This window comes from Corynebacterium glucuronolyticum DSM 44120, assembly GCF_030440595.1.
In the GTDB taxonomy this organism is placed as follows: Bacteria; Actinomycetota; Actinomycetes; order Mycobacteriales; family Mycobacteriaceae; genus Corynebacterium; species Corynebacterium glucuronolyticum.
Genome location: NZ_CP047452.1, coordinates 217,342 through 231,722 on the forward strand (window position 1 = coordinate 217,342; position 14,381 = coordinate 231,722).

General features: G+C 62.4%; 15 protein-coding genes. 10 read left to right on the forward strand and 5 right to left on the reverse strand.

Annotated elements, in window-relative coordinates; translation table 11 throughout:
- Nucleotides 1–4: 4 nt before the first annotated feature.
- Both CGLUCO_RS00975 and CGLUCO_RS00980 read left to right on the forward strand, forming a co-directional pair.
- Entirely contained in the window at nt 5–1,135 is a 1,131-nt protein-coding gene (locus CGLUCO_RS00975; RefSeq protein WP_084035985.1) for an HNH endonuclease signature motif containing protein, read from the forward strand.
- A gap of 169 nt (nt 1,136–1,304) precedes the next feature.
- Complete coding sequence (locus CGLUCO_RS00980; RefSeq protein WP_005392816.1) at nt 1,305–1,643, forward strand: hypothetical protein; 339 nt, start codon at nt 1,305–1,307, stop codon at nt 1,641–1,643.
- Here CGLUCO_RS00980 and CGLUCO_RS00985 read toward each other — a convergent pair.
- Genes CGLUCO_RS00985 through CGLUCO_RS01000 form a run of 4 tightly spaced genes read right to left on the reverse strand, consistent with a single transcriptional unit; the run spans nt 1,640 to nt 7,041 of the window.
- On the reverse strand, nt 1,640–3,733 hold the full coding sequence (locus CGLUCO_RS00985; protein ID WP_084035986.1) for an ATP-dependent helicase C-terminal domain-containing protein: 2,094 nt from the start codon (nt 3,731–3,733) through the stop codon (nt 1,640–1,642). The two genes, CGLUCO_RS00980 and CGLUCO_RS00985, sit on opposite strands and share 4 nt — an antisense overlap.
- A gap of 6 nt (nt 3,734–3,739) precedes the next feature.
- Nucleotides 3,740–5,899: an FtsX-like permease family protein gene (locus CGLUCO_RS00990; protein ID WP_084035987.1), complete on the reverse strand. Its 2,160-nt coding sequence runs from the start codon at nt 5,897–5,899 to the stop codon at nt 3,740–3,742.
- Nucleotides 5,892–6,551 carry an ABC transporter ATP-binding protein gene (locus tag CGLUCO_RS00995; RefSeq protein WP_005392804.1) on the reverse strand — a complete coding sequence of 220 codons (660 nt, stop codon included), beginning with the start codon at nt 6,549–6,551 and terminating at the stop codon, nt 5,892–5,894. Before CGLUCO_RS00995 ends, CGLUCO_RS00990 begins: the two co-directional genes overlap by 8 nt.
- A complete protein-coding gene (locus CGLUCO_RS01000; protein WP_084035988.1) occupies nt 6,544–7,041 on the reverse strand; it encodes a PadR family transcriptional regulator in 498 nt (165 codons plus the stop codon). Before CGLUCO_RS01000 ends, CGLUCO_RS00995 begins: the two co-directional genes overlap by 8 nt.
- A gap of 87 nt (nt 7,042–7,128) precedes the next feature.
- Between CGLUCO_RS01000 and CGLUCO_RS01005 the strand changes: the two genes are divergently transcribed.
- The 7 genes from CGLUCO_RS01005 to CGLUCO_RS01035 are packed head-to-tail and all read left to right on the forward strand — an operon-like array spanning nt 7,129 to nt 10,895.
- Nucleotides 7,129–7,629, forward strand: a complete 501-nt coding sequence (locus CGLUCO_RS01005; protein WP_084035989.1) for a DNA-3-methyladenine glycosylase I — start codon at nt 7,129–7,131, stop codon at nt 7,627–7,629.
- Nucleotides 7,622–8,314 (forward strand): alpha/beta hydrolase family protein, encoded by a 693-nt coding sequence (locus tag CGLUCO_RS01010; protein WP_084035990.1) that lies wholly within the window; start codon nt 7,622–7,624, stop codon nt 8,312–8,314. Before CGLUCO_RS01005 ends, CGLUCO_RS01010 begins: the two co-directional genes overlap by 8 nt.
- A 4-nt stretch (nt 8,315–8,318) precedes the next feature.
- On the forward strand, nt 8,319–9,014 hold the full coding sequence (locus tag CGLUCO_RS01015; protein WP_005392798.1) for an SDR family NAD(P)-dependent oxidoreductase: 696 nt from the start codon (nt 8,319–8,321) through the stop codon (nt 9,012–9,014).
- 3 nt (nt 9,015–9,017) lie between these two features.
- A complete protein-coding gene (locus CGLUCO_RS01020; protein WP_084035991.1) occupies nt 9,018–9,650 on the forward strand; it encodes a LysE family translocator in 633 nt (210 codons plus the stop codon).
- 55 nt (nt 9,651–9,705) lie between these two features.
- Complete coding sequence (locus CGLUCO_RS01025) at nt 9,706–9,843, forward strand: beta-class phenol-soluble modulin (protein WP_005392796.1); 138 nt, start codon at nt 9,706–9,708, stop codon at nt 9,841–9,843.
- Nucleotides 9,844–9,900: 57 nt separating this feature from the next.
- Complete coding sequence (locus CGLUCO_RS01030; RefSeq protein WP_084035992.1) at nt 9,901–10,167, forward strand: RNA-binding S4 domain-containing protein; 267 nt, start codon at nt 9,901–9,903, stop codon at nt 10,165–10,167.
- Nucleotides 10,167–10,895, forward strand: a complete 729-nt coding sequence (locus tag CGLUCO_RS01035) for a VOC family protein (protein WP_084035993.1) — start codon at nt 10,167–10,169, stop codon at nt 10,893–10,895. Before CGLUCO_RS01030 ends, CGLUCO_RS01035 begins: the two co-directional genes overlap by 1 nt.
- On the opposite strand, the gene CGLUCO_RS01040 is transcribed toward CGLUCO_RS01035, so the two are convergent.
- The gene (locus CGLUCO_RS01040; RefSeq protein ID WP_414437184.1) at nt 10,892–12,586 is read right to left on the reverse strand and encodes an alkaline phosphatase D family protein; all 1,695 of its coding nucleotides are present in this window, start codon (nt 12,584–12,586) and stop codon (nt 10,892–10,894) included. The genes CGLUCO_RS01035 and CGLUCO_RS01040 overlap by 4 nt on opposite strands.
- Before the next feature lie 220 nt (nt 12,587–12,806).
- Between CGLUCO_RS01040 and CGLUCO_RS01045 the strand changes: the two genes are divergently transcribed.
- Nucleotides 12,807–14,375 (forward strand): purple acid phosphatase family protein, encoded by a 1,569-nt coding sequence (locus tag CGLUCO_RS01045; protein WP_232621910.1) that lies wholly within the window; start codon nt 12,807–12,809, stop codon nt 14,373–14,375.
- Nucleotides 14,376–14,381 lie beyond the last annotated feature (6 nt).

The window sequence follows — 14,381 nt, forward strand, 5'->3', positions numbered from 1 at the left end:
TGGCATGACCGCTTTAACGGATTGTGCTGTGTTCCTCTCGCAGGCGATGGTGATCGCCGGGGAGGCGTTCGGCATGTCCAAAAAAGCACTCGTCCGGGCAGGCTACGACAAGACCACCGCCCACACCATCCACAAACTTGCGGGCATCTACTACGGCCGCTGTGGCGCACCACGCAAACAGGAACGCTCCCGTGAGAAAGCCACCACCGCTGGCTGCTCCTTCGCCTCGTTGCAGGCTATTGAACGGTTTGTGGCGAAACTTCCGAAGAAGCATGCGTGGACGATCCGTGAGGCTCTTGTTCCCTATGGTCGGGACATCACCGCGATTAACGCGGAGGGTGCGCGTCTCCTGCAGGAGTACACCCGGGCGGAGAACCCGGAAAAGAGACTCACCTACCGGGCGATCCCGAATTCCACGTTCGCAACACTCACCTTGACGGCAGAGTCCTCCCGTGTGAAGCAGATTTTTGACCGGGCACAAGCAACGGACACGAAGTGTCCTGCCGATGGTTTGATCAAGCTTGCGCTTGCGGCTAATGATGGGGAGCTTCCCCCTGTTGCTATCCCGTTGATGGTGATTCCGTTTACGATGCCGTATGTTCACGTTACGGAGGTGGAGCGGGGGAAGTTTGTTTTCTCCATGACCAACGGTGCCACCATCTCCGGTGAAGAGATCGTGCGGGCGAAACTTGCCGAGGAACGCCTCGTTGCCCTTGTTAGCCCCCTCGGCCCACGAGACTTCGGGATCTACCGGATTGAGATGACGCCGGAGTCTCGGTATGCGGACCCGTTGGAGCGGTTTATTCAATCAACCCGTAACCCGGTGTGCGCCTGGCCAGGCTGTAGTAAACCGGCCACCAAATCCCAGATTCATCACATTAAACCGGTGAAGCATGGTGGGAAAACCGTATCAGAGAACTTGATGGTGTTGTGTGACTACCACAACGGCATTAACGATGATGACCTGGATAAACCGAAGCATGGTCACATGGTGAGAATCAACGGGTTGGAGTATTGGAAGCCTGCGTTCGGTGGGCCGCTGAAGTTGAACATGAACCCGTGCGCCCAGGGTGGTGCCGTCCGGCTTGCCCGGATGCAACTCGGCATGCCCATCGACCCCAGCCCACCGGGGTAAGAAACCGCAGCTCAAATAGGGCCTTCGGGCCCCATTTGGCGTACCCAAAATAAAAGCGCGAGGCCCTCCGTGCCTCATGGGGAATGCCCCCAGAGGGAGGGCGACCGGTATGACAGCCCATTAATGGGTAACCTATGACCGTATCTTCCCGAAAATCGAAAGGTTCCCTATGTTGGATAGCTTCCGCAAGATGTGTGAAAAAACCACCATCCCCGTCATCCTGGCCGCCGGCTTCCCCATCGCCATCCTTGTCGAGCAGAACCAGGGCTTCCTCGACGAGGGAGGCACTTCCGTCGCAGTCGAGTGGGCGGTCCTGCTTGCCGTTGTTGTTTGGATGCTTTATCTTCAAAATGACTCGCGAGCGGTATTCATTTCCAAGCTCATCTTCCTCGCCTGCATGGTCGGCCTTGGGCTGACCGCAGACATGTGGGCGTGGATCCTCATGGTTCTCATCGGCCTCGTGGCGATGTACTCGGATGCCAAGCGCAGGCGGAACGTTCGCGCCTAGCGCCGCTTCTTCGTCCGCGCCGTCGGCGTCGCGGTCAGCGGATCCTCAGGCCAGGGGTGCTTGGGGTAACGTCCGCGCATGTCGGCGCGGACGCCGGCGTACGGTCCCGCCCAGAAGCTCGCGAGGTCCCCCGTGCGCGCAAGCGACCGGCCGGCGGGGGAGAGGAGTTCAAAAATGATCGGTACGCCGAGGATCGTCGGTGTTTCCGTCAGTCCGAAGCATTCCTGCAGTTTGCAGGCGACTTCCGGCCCGTGTTCGGTGTAGTCGATCCGATGGTTGTTGTCGGCGGGGGACGTCCATGTCTCCGGTGGGATGGAATCGAACTTGTCCCACGGAACCTGCCCCATCAAAGCTTTATAATCGCCAGGCACAGGCTCCGGCCAGTCCGCAAATTCATGCGCAAATACCAGCCGCTCGTACAAATTGCGCGCCCGGGCGCTCATGTGCTTCGGCTTCGATGCCTCAAATCGGTGCAATTCCTCCGCCGTCGGCTGCACGGGCGTTTCCTTGACGACGATCGCGCCGACGTGCTCCACCAAGCGCGCCTGCAACTTTCCCTCGACAACCTGCGTCTTCCTCGTGACTTCTGTCTCGGGAGTATCCCCGAGCACCTCCGCGTGGTGGATGACATACCCCCGCGGCGACCGCGTCACATCCGTCGCCACAATCCACGTGCTACGGAGTGGCACGTCTTTCAGTTGCGCCCGGAACCCCGCCGCCGTCAGGTACGTGTCGCCCTGCCGCCGCGCAATCCACTCGGGCCGCATCGTCGCGGCTACAGTTCCCGGGTCGACCGGTTGCGAGCGGTGGGTGAGGCGGGCGAGGCGTCGCGGGTCGTCGTCGGTAAGCTTGGCCAACGTCTTCGCGGCACCGGACCCCAACTTCAGCAAGGTAGCGGCGGCCCGCGGATCCGTCGGAACGGTGGCAGCTTTCCGGCCCAGCTCGGTGATGGAACCGTCGACAAGCCCCAAAGAGCGGAGGGTGGCTAGGGCATCCGCGTACGCCTTCTCGGGGAACGGATCGAGCATGGGCAAATCCGTGGAACCCCAGGCCAGCGCGGTCAAAACGGCCTCGGTGAGGTCCGCCGACGCAATCTCCGGCGTGGGGTACGGCCGCGTCAGATCCGCCTCCCGATAGCACCGAATCACCGTCCCCGGCGCCTCACGCACCGCTCGTCCCGCCCTTTGGCTTGCCGACGATTGGGAGATCGTTTGTGTGACTAGTCCCGTCACTCCGCGCAATGCATCCCGCTTGGGTTGCCTTTCCAGCCCCGTGTCGATGACGAGCGACACCCCCGGCACCGTCAACGACGACTCGGCGATGGATGTTGCCACCACAATCGCATCGCTGCGGGTCAGCGCCCGATCCTGCTCCTTCGCGCTGAGCCCGCCGTGCAGCGGCAGCGCCCCAGGAATCATATTTGTGAGGCGCTCCACGTCCCGAATCCGCGGCACGAAAATCAGTGCCCGTCCTTCGGCGAAGCTCGCCACATGGCGCAGATAATCATCGGTGAGCTGGATCCGATCCGGGTGCGGCTTGTACACCGTGGTCAGCGGGAACATCGGCGCCTCGTAGCTCGCCACACCCGCGCCCATGAGTTCCGCGAAGCGCTGCGCGTCCGCCGTCGCACTCATCGCCACCACGTGCAGGTCCTCGCGCAACTGGCTGAGCTCAATCAGCATGCCCAGCAACACATCGGTGTCCACGTGCCGTTCGTGTACCTCATCGATGATGACCCCACCGATGCCGGGCAGCTCCGGGTCGCGCAGCAGCGCGTTGATGAGCACGCGCGGCGTGACGAACTCCACGTCGCGGCCGGCCTGCGAATCGCCTTTCACGCGGTGACCGACGGCGTGCGGATCCCCCGACAGGTGCCGCAACCGCCGGGCGGCAGCCCGTGCCGTGACGCGGCGCGGGCTGGTGACGATGACCTTTCCGGCCAGGATATTAGCCAAGGCCGGCGGGACGAGCGTCGTCTTACCCGTGCCGGGTGGCGCCTCCACCACGAGGAGACGGTTGTCCTCCAACGCAGAAGAAATCGCCGCTGGGTCAATGGGGAGACCTACGGCGATTTCTTGGAGGTTGAACACGATGGACTAGTGTACGACCTCCTCCGTCCTTCGCGAAAGTGCTGGATTAACAGGTCTGCTCACCAGCCAGCCGGTGGCCGCGCCGATGATCGGTACGGCGACAACCACGAGCCATGAATGTCCCCATGCCAGCATCTTCCACTCCAGGACGGTTCCGCCGATGGCGGCGAGCAGTGCGCCTGCGGTGGAAACCATGAGACCCTGGAAGGCGCCGAACCGGCGGACAAGCCGCGGCGGTGCACCAAGCGAGACAAGTAGTTTGCGGTCCCGGAGCGTGTGCGATGCCGATAGGGCAACGAGCAGGACCACCATGAATACTGTGGATATGAGGGCGAAGCCCAAGAATGGCACGAGGAGGGGGAAGGGGAATCCACTTTCGGTAATCGTTTCCGTCGTTAGGCCATCATCCGATGAGTTGTTGATCACGAAGTGGCGGTATTCCTTGGGTGTGAGATTCCCCTGCTTGCTGCCGACGGTTCCCTCGTAGGCGAGGGGCAGTCCCGCCTCGCGGGCGGTGTCTAGCGGGATGACGACCGTTCCAAAGAATCGTCTGTCCTCAAGGATGACGGCTGGTAGCTCCACCGAAGGTCCCGTTGGTGTAGGGACGTGGAGGGTGGTTTCACCTGTGCCGCTGCCGAATTGCACGGCCATGCCTGACGATATGGCCTCTTGAGCTTCCTCCGAGAACTGGAGAATGCTTGTTGCTTCTGGGGAAGCGACAAGGTAGTGCGAGCCCACCCTGTAGAAGAACCAGGTGTTTTCTCCGTCGATGGGCGCTGAGAACACCGAATAGAGGTCCGCGACCTTTTCCGGATTGGCACGGCTGATGAGTTCGTGTGCACCTACAGCTAGGGACTGGTCATTCGTCGTCGTGATGTCGGGATAAACCCGGACGATCTCCGATGGAGCGCCCAGCTCAAAAGTCATATTGTCCACGTTATGCTCCATGGAATTGCCAAAGATACTGAGCAGGATCAGTCCGGCGACTCCACCTGCGGCAAGACCTGAACGCGGGGTGATGGCAGTAGAAAGACGCGCGATGAATGGCAGCGGGAGACGGGTGAGCACGTACAGCATGAGTGGGCCGCTGAGGATCACTCCGATCACAATGGAGAAAAAGTAAAAGATGCCCGCGATAGCGCCAATGACACACAGCACTGGGCCGACAAACCACCACCAGCGCATTTTCACATGGGAGTCGTGCGCTTGTGGGTGAAGCAGCTTTTCCGTGGAATCGAATCGAAGCGATTGTAGCCAGGCTGAGCACACCCCGGAGGCGATGACGAGAAGCGAGAACACAACCATCACGTCGAGCGGGAATCCGTACAGCCCGTGGCCTTCTTCAGCGTAAAGCCAGATTGCGACAACGGCGATAGCTAACACGGAGCCAATGAGGCATCCAAGGGCGGAGCAGATAAGACCCTGCCAGATAGCGATGCTTCGCAGCTGCCTGGGGTATGCGCCGTTAATGGCAGCGGTAGCCAGGGCATGTCGCAGCTGTTCCACGCCGATGCAGAACACAGGTGCGGTAAGCGCGACAGCCAGGACAAGCATGAGCATGATCCACGGGAACATGTCCGTGGACGTGCTGCCGTCCATCACCAGAAAGCGCTGCGCTGGAATGGGGGTTTCCCACCACACCTGGTCGCCTGTGAGTGGTGGCACGCTGCCTTTCAGCACCGCGGCACCCGCGCCTTTGACAATTCCGGTGACCGTAAGCGTCAGGTCCACCGCATCCCGGTCGAGGGCGGTGACGTGCAAGGTATCGCCCACGCCCACACCAGCAGCACGAGCGAAGTTCTTGTTGACGAGGATGCCGCCAGGCGTGAGTTCGGCGGAGCCTTCCACTAGCGCCGGCGCAACCTCCTGCGATGTGAACGGCTCCAGCGGGTGTTCGTCCGTCGGGTCCATGCTGTTCAGTCTGGTTGCGACCAAGCCGGACGGCCCGCTTGCGATCATATCCGCGGTCTGCAGCGCGACGACCGTGTCTTTGTCCGGTTCAGAGATTCCGAAAACGTCGAAGTAGTCGCTGTTGGAGTTGGTCGCCATCGTCGCGCCGCCCATGATGATGAACAGTGGCAGGGCGAACATGAATAACGCTAAAACGAACCTCCCGGGGTGCGCCCGCAGGTCGCGCCAGGCCAGCGTAAACGTGAGTTTAGACATCGTGGATCATCCCATCGCGCAGGTAGATGGTTCGGTCGGCCCAGGCTGCGAACCGCGGTTCGTGGGTGATGAGGAGCCCCGCCACGTCGCCGGTAATTCGCGACCGCAGGAGCTCCATCACCTGGTCGCCGGTGGCGGTGTCGAGCGCGCCGGTCGGTTCGTCGGCAAGCAGCAGCCGTCGTGGCCCCGCAAGCGCCCGCGCAATGGCTACGCGCTGGGCCTCACCACCGGAAATAAGCCCCGGGTAGGTGTCGGCGAGGTTGTCAATCCCCACGTCCACAAGCGCCTGCGAGGCAAGCTCCCGCGCAGACTTGTTCCCGTCGAAAGACAAAGGCAGCGCCACGTTTTCGAGCACCGTCAGGCTGGGAATCAGGTTGTAACTCTGGAAGACGAACCCCACATCCCGTCGCCGAATCGCCGCCCGCTCCGTCTCACTCAAACGCGAGGTTTCCCGCCCGTCAATAAAAACCTCCCCTGACGTCGGCCGATCGAGCAGTCCCGCAAGGTTCAGCAATGTCGATTTCCCGGACCCTGAAGGCCCCATAATCGCCACGAATTCGCCCGGCGAGACGCTCAGTGACACGTCGCGCAGCGCGACCACCGCCCGCGCCCCAGTCTCGTGCGTCTTATTAACATTTGTGAGCTTAAGCATGGGTTTCCTCCACATAGTCCAGGAAGCGAAGCTCCGCCTCGCACTCGAATATTCTCCGTTTGGCCACCAATTTCTCCACGGGCGTTGCGCCAGTAAGTCCCCTGGTCAGCGCCCGTAATTCCTCCATTACGTATGCTCGCTGTGTAAAAATGATGGTGTCTATCTCGTTCGGGTCCGCCAGCGCAATCTTGATGGTGAGCTCATCTCGTTCCGTTTTTGGCTTGTCGACGGGGGATTCCATCCACGTTGTTGCGGCTTCCTTCCCCGTTGCGGTCGCCTCGTAGGTGATGCTGAGGCGCCCGGATTCCAGGCGTTGTTTGCCGGCAGATTCGATGAGCCCGTCGCGCTCCAGGCGCCCGAGCGTTTGCGTGACCTGCCCGATGTTGAGCGGCCACGCGTTGTCCGTGCGCGTCTGAAACGTGCTTTGTACCTGGGACGCTGCCCGTGGTTCTTCCGTGAGGAGACTCAGCAGCGCGTTCGGGATAGACATAACTTCCTCCTTGATTACTGAGTAACTTACCGGGTAACCAAAGAGCGCGCAACCCCCGCGTGTCACCCCTGCTGTACAAGTATGTGTATGGCATATCCTTCGTGGGCTAACACCGACCAACTGCGCGACTACTACGACAACGAATGGGGCAGACCCGTCCGCACCGAGCAGGGCCTTTATGAGCGCATCTGCCTCGAGGCCTTCCAGGTGGGGCTGAGCTGGGCGCTCATCCTCGCCCGCCGCTCCGCCCTACAAGACGCCTTCGACGGCTTCGACCCGGACGTGGTCGCCCGCTACACTAATGCCGATGTCGAGCGCATCCTCGCCGCGCCCGGCGTGATCAAGAACAAGCAGAAGATCCGCGCGTGCATCACCAACGCCCGGGCGACCATCGATCTCCGGGAGGGCGAGGGCTTGCCGGACCTCATCTGGAGCTACCAGCCGCCTCATTCCCCCTGCGAATCTGCACCGGAGGCGGCAGAACTTGCCCAGGCGCTGAAGAAGCACGGCTTCACCTTCGTCGGCCCCACCACATGCTTCGCGCTCATGGAGGCGTGCGGATTGGTGGATAATCGGATTCATGACTAAGAAGCTGGTTACCTTCGACGGAGTAGGCCCCACCAATTCCACCGCCACGATCGCCGGCATCCTCGATGTTCCCGCCAACCGGCGCGGGATGATCCTCATGGCGCACTGCTTCGGCTGCACGAAAAACGCGCCCCACCTCCACCGCCTGGCCAAAGAGCTTGTGCGGCTGGGCTACGGGGTGCTGCGCTTCGACTTCTATGGCCTCGGCGATACCCGTGGCGACTTCGCCGACAACACCTTCGACCTCGACGTGGCAAACGTCGTTGCGGCCAGCTCGTACCTCCGCAGCCTCGGCCTGCCGGAAACCGCCCGCATCGGCCATTCCCTCGGCGGCCTCGCCGTCCTTGCCGGTGCCGGCGTCCCCGTCGTCACCATCGGCACCCCCTCCCAGCCCGCGCACGTCCTCGGCCTTGTCGCCGCCGGTCACCAGGTCATTGGCGGAAAAGAGCTACACGTGGGCCCGGCCATGATCGCCTCCCTGCAGCGCGAGATTGCCGATCCTGGCGTACCTGTCCTATCCATCCACTCCGATACCGACGAGGTCGTCGCCTTCTCCGAGGCGCGCGCGCTGCGTTCACGTCTCGCCCACGCCACTCCCGTCGACCTGCACGGGGTGGATCACATGATCACGGACAGAAATCTGCCGAAAACCCTCGCGCAAACGATAACCACGTGGTTAGGCTAGATCTATGAAAACAGCTCTCGTAACAGGTGGATCATCAGGAATCGGCGCGGCCACGGCACGCGCGCTGGCCAAGGACGGCTGGCACGTCATCGTCGCGGCGCGTCGGAAGGATAAGCTGCAGGCGGTGGCCGAGGAGATCGGTGGGGAGGCGATCGCCCTCGATGTGACGGATGAGGATTCGGTTGCCCGCCTCGTTGAACAGATCGACAGTCTTGACCTGCTGGTCAACAACGCCGGCGGCGCCAAGGGCCTCGACTCGGTTGAGGAGGCCAACATTGATGACTGGAAATGGATGTACGAGACTAACGTCCTCGGTACGGTTCGGGTCACCAAGGCTCTGCTCCCTAAGCTTGTCGACGGTGCCCAGATCGTCAATGTCGGCTCCATCGCCGGCATCACCCCCTACGTGGGTGGCGCGGGCTACAACGCCGCCAAGTTCGGCGTTGCCGCGCTGACCCGTGTCCTCCGCTTGGAGACGCTCGACCGCCCGCTGCGCGTCTGTGAGATCAACCCCGGTCGCGTGAAGACGGACTTCTCTCTCATCCGTTTCAAGGGCGACAAGGAGCGTGCCGACGCCGTCTACGCCGGCCACCAGAACCTCGTCGCCGAAGACATCGCCGAGGCTATCCGCTGGGTCGCCTCCCTGCCTGCCCACGTCAACATCGACCGGCTGGTGATCAAGCCCGCTGACCAGGGCTAGCCGGTGGAGGCTTTTATCCTCATCACCGCCTCGGCGATCATGCTCCCCGGGCCGGACACGATGCAGATCATCCGCATCGGCTCCGCGTCGAGAAAGCTCGGCGCGGTGTGCGGGCTCGGCACGACCATCGGCAACCTCATCTGGGGCGTCGCCAGCCTGCTGGGGCTGTCCGCCCTGGTGAAAACCTATCCCGTGGTCATGGACGTGCTGGCGCTTGCCGGCTCCGCCTACCTCCTGTACATGGTGTTCACCCTCGTCCGGGGATTGGTCGCCCAGTGCGGCATCAACCACACAACGCCGGCAACACGCGGCCTCGATTCACCCTCGACGGCCCTGCGCGCAGGTCTTTTCACCAACCTCTCCAACCCAAAGGCCCTCATCTTCTACGGCGCGCTGTTCAGCCAGTTCATCACCCCGGACATGAGCCTCGGCTTCGCCATCTTCATGCCCGCCTTCATGCTCGGCTTCGGCCTCATCTTCTACTGTGGTCTGGGGTATCTTGCCGGCGTGGCGGGGGAGAGGATTGCCCGCTACATGTTGGTGATCGATGTCCTCGCCGCCGTCATCTTCTCCCTTGTTGCAATCGGAATGATTGGCAATGTAGTGGGTCTGTGGCAACTTCTGTCAACTGCTTGAGGGGTACAACTCCTAGGTTAGAGTTATTTTTACCTACGAAAGGAGTTGAGTGTCTATGGGCGGCGCGATTACAGATATTGTTGAAGGCGCAGTGAATGAGGACTGGGGCCAGGTGACGGATGGCATTCTGGGGACAATTCTCAAGGCGCTGGGCCTTATCAGCAAGGACGATGGTGCCCTGAGTTCCTTTTGAGCTCTGAATAGGTGCCCTCATGCCCCCTTCGTGCCACATTGTTGGCATGATGGGGGCATGACCTTTGAAGTGGAAATCAGAGACGACTCCATCAAACTCGGCCAGTTCCTGAAGCTGGCGAACCTTGCCGAAACCGGTGGCGAGGCGAAAAACCTCATTGCTGAGGGGCAGATCCGCGTCAACGGCGAGGTAGACACGCGCCGGGGGAAAGTCCTGCGCGAGGGCGACGTCGTAACCGCCCCGGCCGGTGAGGCCGTGCTCGTCACCAACGTCGCAGACGACGACGATGTCGATTTTGACCCTTCGAAGTGGGAGAACCTCTAATGCCCGTACTGACTATGCCGGAGGGCGTCCCCAGCGGCCTGACCCTCTACACCACCGACAAGGACGCAACCGCAGCTTTCTTCTCCCAGGTCATGGGATACGGCCTCGACGAGCGGGAGGAGGGCACCTTCCTCACCCTCGAGTCCATCCCGATCGCCACCCTCGTTCCCGCCGATTTCGACGTGTGGTCTGTGGGCTTCACCGTGGACAACGCACAGGACGCCCACGAGCAGATCGAGCGCGAGGGCGGCACGGTGCTTTCCGATTCGCAGTGCCTGGACCCGGCGGGCGTGCCGTTTTCCGTGGTCACGGGCGAGCACTTTTTCGCTGTCGGCGAGCCGGGCACCCCGGTCTGGTTCGAATACGCCGGCCCCACCCCGGAGATTGACTTCTTTGCCGCGCTTTTCGGCTGGGTCATCGACGGTCCGAATGAGGCCATCCGCGTCGCCTACAAAGAAGGCGGCGCCATCGGCTGGTTCTGGGAGATCCCCTCGGAGCCGGCGAACAACTGGGTCGTCTACTTCGGTGTGGAGAACCTGCAGGATACGCTTGCCAAGGTCGACGCGGACCTCGTCCTCCAGGAGCCGCAGGAATCCTTCCTCGGCCCCACGGCGGTCGTGCGCACCCCTGCAGGCCTGACCGTCTGCCTCGCGCAGGTTCCCTACGCGGATATCGAGGAGGAGAATATCCGCGAGTCCGACGACGTGTTCGGCGGCGACGAAAGCTAGTCGACGAACCCCTCTCCCGGCCGCCACGTCTTCGTCACTGCAATGTTCGTGGCGGCGTTGTTGGTCTCCACGTCGGCGACGCGGACATAGTCCATGACGACCTGCTCGCGGCTCAGGTGCGCAATGCAGTAGCCGTGGGCGTCGAAGTCGAGGTGCTTGACCCACGGGTTCGCGCCGGTGAGCACGTCTTCGACGAGGAGACTCGTGGAGTTGTTCTCAGGGTGGTAGCTGCCGAGGTAGCTGGTGAGGATCTCGTCGACGTTCGGTGCGGAGATGGAGGTGCACACCATCTCGGCGCCGATCTCCTTGTCGTTCCAGATGACGGAGTTTGCCCACTCGGAGTGGATGTCGCCGGTGACGACGAAGGTGTTGGCGGACGTGTGGGAGAGGAGTTCGAGCAGCCGGTCGCGGTCGGCGGCGTAGCCGTCCCACTGATCGGAGTTGACGGCCATGCCGGTGGTGCGCTGGTCGACGAAGTTCAGCGCGGCGTTGGCGGCGGGGTCGCCTTCGACGGTGAGGATCTTCATGGGGCTGAGCATGACGGAGTTGCCGAGCACGTTCCACGCGGCGGTGGAGGTCTCCAGCACGTTCTTGAGCCAGTTGAACTGTTCGCTGCCGAGCATCGTGCGCTCGGGGTTGGCGAAGTTGGCAGCGTCGGTCTCGGCGTCGCGGTAGCTGCGCAGGTCCATCATGGTCAGTTCCATGAGGTCGCCGTATTGGAAGCTGCGGTAGATGTGCCGTTCGGGGCTGTCCATGGTGACGCGGACGGGCAGCCATTCGAAGTAGGCCTGTTGTGCGTTGTCGCGCCGGGTGGTCCACTTGCCTTCAGCAGGGTCGTCGGTGTGGTTTTCCGCGCCGGCGCTCCACGAGTTGTTGGCTGTCTCGTGGTCGTCCCAGGTCACAACCCACGGTGTGGAGGCGTGGGCGGCCTGCAGGAAGGGGTCGGTGCGGTAGGTGCCGTAGCGGATGCGGTAGTCCTCGAGCGTGGTGATTTCCCATTGCGGGTGGTGGACGCGGCTGATCCCGGACTTGCCGGCGTATTCGCCGGTGGCGTATTCGTAGATGTAGTCGCCGAGGAAGACGACGAGGTCGAGCTCCCCGTTGTAGCCGCGTTGCGCCATGTCGCGGTAGGCGGAGAAGTAGCCGCATTCCCAGTTCGCGCAGGAGGCGGTGGCGAAGGTGATCTCCTCGGGGGAGGAGTCGTAGGCGGGGGCGGTTTTGGTGCGGCCAATCGGGGACGTTGCCCCGCGGTGGTCGCCGTCGAGGACGATGAAGCGGTAGTAGTAAATCGTCTCGGGGCGCAGCCCCTTCACGTCGATGTGGACGGTGTGGTCGTGCTCGGCGGTGGCGATGGCGGTGCCGGTGCCGATGATGTCGGTGAAGGCGGTGTCCGTGGCGATGTCCCAGCGTACGGTCACGTCGGGGCCGAGGCCGGAGCCGGGGAGGCTGTCGCGGTCGGGGGTGACGCGGGTCCACAGGATGATGGAGTCGGGCAGCGGGTCGCCGCTGGCGACGGAGTGGAGGAAGGGCAGTCCGGCGCGCGAGGCTTGGTTGTAGAGGTCTAGCGGGGCGATGGACTGTTCGGAGGGGCCGTGTTGTGCGACGGCGGTGGAGGCAACGGCGGTGCCTGCGGTGATAAGCGCGGAGTACGCCATGAAGCGGCGGCGCGACAGAGTATTTTCGCTCGACATATTTTTTGACCCTAGGACCTCCCGCGCGCGTCTCCCCGCTCGTTGGCCAAAAATTCACCTGGGTTTCATGTAGCGGGGGGAGCGCCTGGTGTTTTATACGGCGTTTAACGGGGGTAGTGGAACGTAAAGTTCACTGGCTGGTCACACGGGGGTCATGGTCTGGCCATGTACTGTTCCTAGGCTGTATGCGAACTGTGAAACGTATTAAAAAAGGTGTGCTGTGTCTATTTTTCGTCTGGTTTCTGCATCGGTCGCCGCCGTCTCTTTGGCGTTGACCGGCACGTATGTCCTCGCGCAGCCGGAGGGTTCCGAGCCCACGCCTGCCACCCACGTCGGCACCGGCCCGCAGACCTCGGTGGTTCTCCAGCCGGGCGCGAACGGCTCCGAGGTGATCATCAACTGGCAGACTGTGGGGTCGGCCCCCGAAAAGGTCAAGGTCACTGGCCCCACCACCATGCTTGTCGACGCTTCCATCCCGGCCAATGCGCAGATCCTCACCCAGCCCCGCACCGCCACGGTGACCGGGCTGGAGCCCGGCACGCAGTACACGTACCAGGTCGGATCCGACGAGACGGGCTGGAGCGACGAGTACTCGTTCACCACCGACGACGGCGATGGGAACTGGAACTTCCTCGTCTTCGGTGACCCGCAGATCGGCACCAACCTGGAGCTGGAGAGGACGCAGAAAAACTGGCTGGCCACCGTCGATTCCGCGACCGCCGATGTGCCCGATGCTTCCCTTCTTGTTTCCGTCGGCGACCAGGTCGAGGGGTGGGGATCTCCGCTGGACCAGCACCGCCTGCTTCTCGAGGCGCCGCAGGTGACCGGGCTGCCCCTGTCCACCATCCCCGGTAACCACGAGACGTACTCCGGCGCGATGGAGTTTTACAAGTCCTTCTTCAGCCACCCGAACCAGGAAGAGGACATCCAGGACTACTACTACGAGAAGAACAACGTCCTGTTTATCGGCCTCGATACGAACAACACGAACTGGCCGCGCCACGAGGACTTCCTCCGCGAGACGATCGGTGCGCACGGCGATGCCAACGACTGGATCGTCGTCATGCTGCACCACGCGCCGTTCTCTCAGGGTTCGCACGTGAGCGACAACGATGTCACGGGTGTCCGCACGGTCCTGGCCCCCGTGTTCTCCGAGCTTGGCGTCGATGCCGTCCTCTCCGGCCACGATCACATCTACACGCGCTCCCACCTCATGGAGGGCGATAAGCCGGTGCTTTCTGCTACCCCTCCGCGCCGCGGTGACCGCCTTGAGCCCACCGATAACCAGGTCCTCTACATCACCTCCACCTCGACAGGTGCGGGCAAGTACTACGATTACCATGACAAAAACGGTGCCTCCGTTCCGAACGCCCGCATGGAGCACGTCGACGTTTTCAACCACCCGGCCTACGACTGGACCGCCTACTGGCGTCAGGACTACGACCCGGATTACCTGAAGGTGCAGGTCACCCCGCAGGAGCTGACGTTCACCACGTACGATGCGGATCAGCCCTACGTCATCGACAAGGTGACCATCGTCAACAACGATGCCCCCAAGCCGGACAAGACCACCTCCACCCCGGCCACGACGAGCACCAACACCAAGACCAGCACGAACACGAAGACATCGACGACCACCAACACGTCGACAAGCACGACAACCCGCACCGAAGAACCGCAGGCCGTGGGATCCTCCGAGGGTGCCGCGATCGCCTCCATCGTCATCAGCGCCCTCGGCATCATCGGTGCCCTGCTCGGCGCTGCCATCAACCAGTATCTAGGAAGGTAAAACAGT

What these genes read in the sequence shown, in the direction of transcription:
- CGLUCO_RS00975 (WP_084035985.1), top strand. Translation starts at nt 5, where the DNA reads ATGACCGCTTTAACGGATTGTGCTGTGTTCCTCTCGCAGGCGATGGTG.
- CGLUCO_RS00980 (WP_005392816.1), top strand. Translation starts at nt 1,305, where the DNA reads ATGTTGGATAGCTTCCGCAAGATGTGTGAAAAAACCACCATCCCCGTC.
- CGLUCO_RS00990 (WP_084035987.1), bottom strand. Translation starts at nt 5,899, where the DNA reads ATGTCTAAACTCACGTTTACGCTGGCCTGGCGCGACCTGCGGGCGCAC.
- CGLUCO_RS00995 (WP_005392804.1), bottom strand. Translation starts at nt 6,551, where the DNA reads ATGCTTAAGCTCACAAATGTTAATAAGACGCACGAGACTGGGGCGCGG.
- CGLUCO_RS01000 (WP_084035988.1), bottom strand. Translation starts at nt 7,041, where the DNA reads ATGTCTATCCCGAACGCGCTGCTGAGTCTCCTCACGGAAGAACCACGG.
- CGLUCO_RS01005 (WP_084035989.1), top strand. Translation starts at nt 7,129, where the DNA reads ATGGCATATCCTTCGTGGGCTAACACCGACCAACTGCGCGACTACTAC.
- CGLUCO_RS01010 (WP_084035990.1), top strand. Translation starts at nt 7,622, where the DNA reads ATGACTAAGAAGCTGGTTACCTTCGACGGAGTAGGCCCCACCAATTCC.
- CGLUCO_RS01015 (WP_005392798.1), top strand. Translation starts at nt 8,319, where the DNA reads ATGAAAACAGCTCTCGTAACAGGTGGATCATCAGGAATCGGCGCGGCC.
- CGLUCO_RS01025 (WP_005392796.1), top strand. Translation starts at nt 9,706, where the DNA reads ATGGGCGGCGCGATTACAGATATTGTTGAAGGCGCAGTGAATGAGGAC.
- CGLUCO_RS01030 (WP_084035992.1), top strand. Translation starts at nt 9,901, where the DNA reads ATGACCTTTGAAGTGGAAATCAGAGACGACTCCATCAAACTCGGCCAG.
- CGLUCO_RS01035 (WP_084035993.1), top strand. Translation starts at nt 10,167, where the DNA reads ATGCCCGTACTGACTATGCCGGAGGGCGTCCCCAGCGGCCTGACCCTC.
- CGLUCO_RS01040 (WP_414437184.1), bottom strand. Translation starts at nt 12,586, where the DNA reads ATGTCGAGCGAAAATACTCTGTCGCGCCGCCGCTTCATGGCGTACTCC.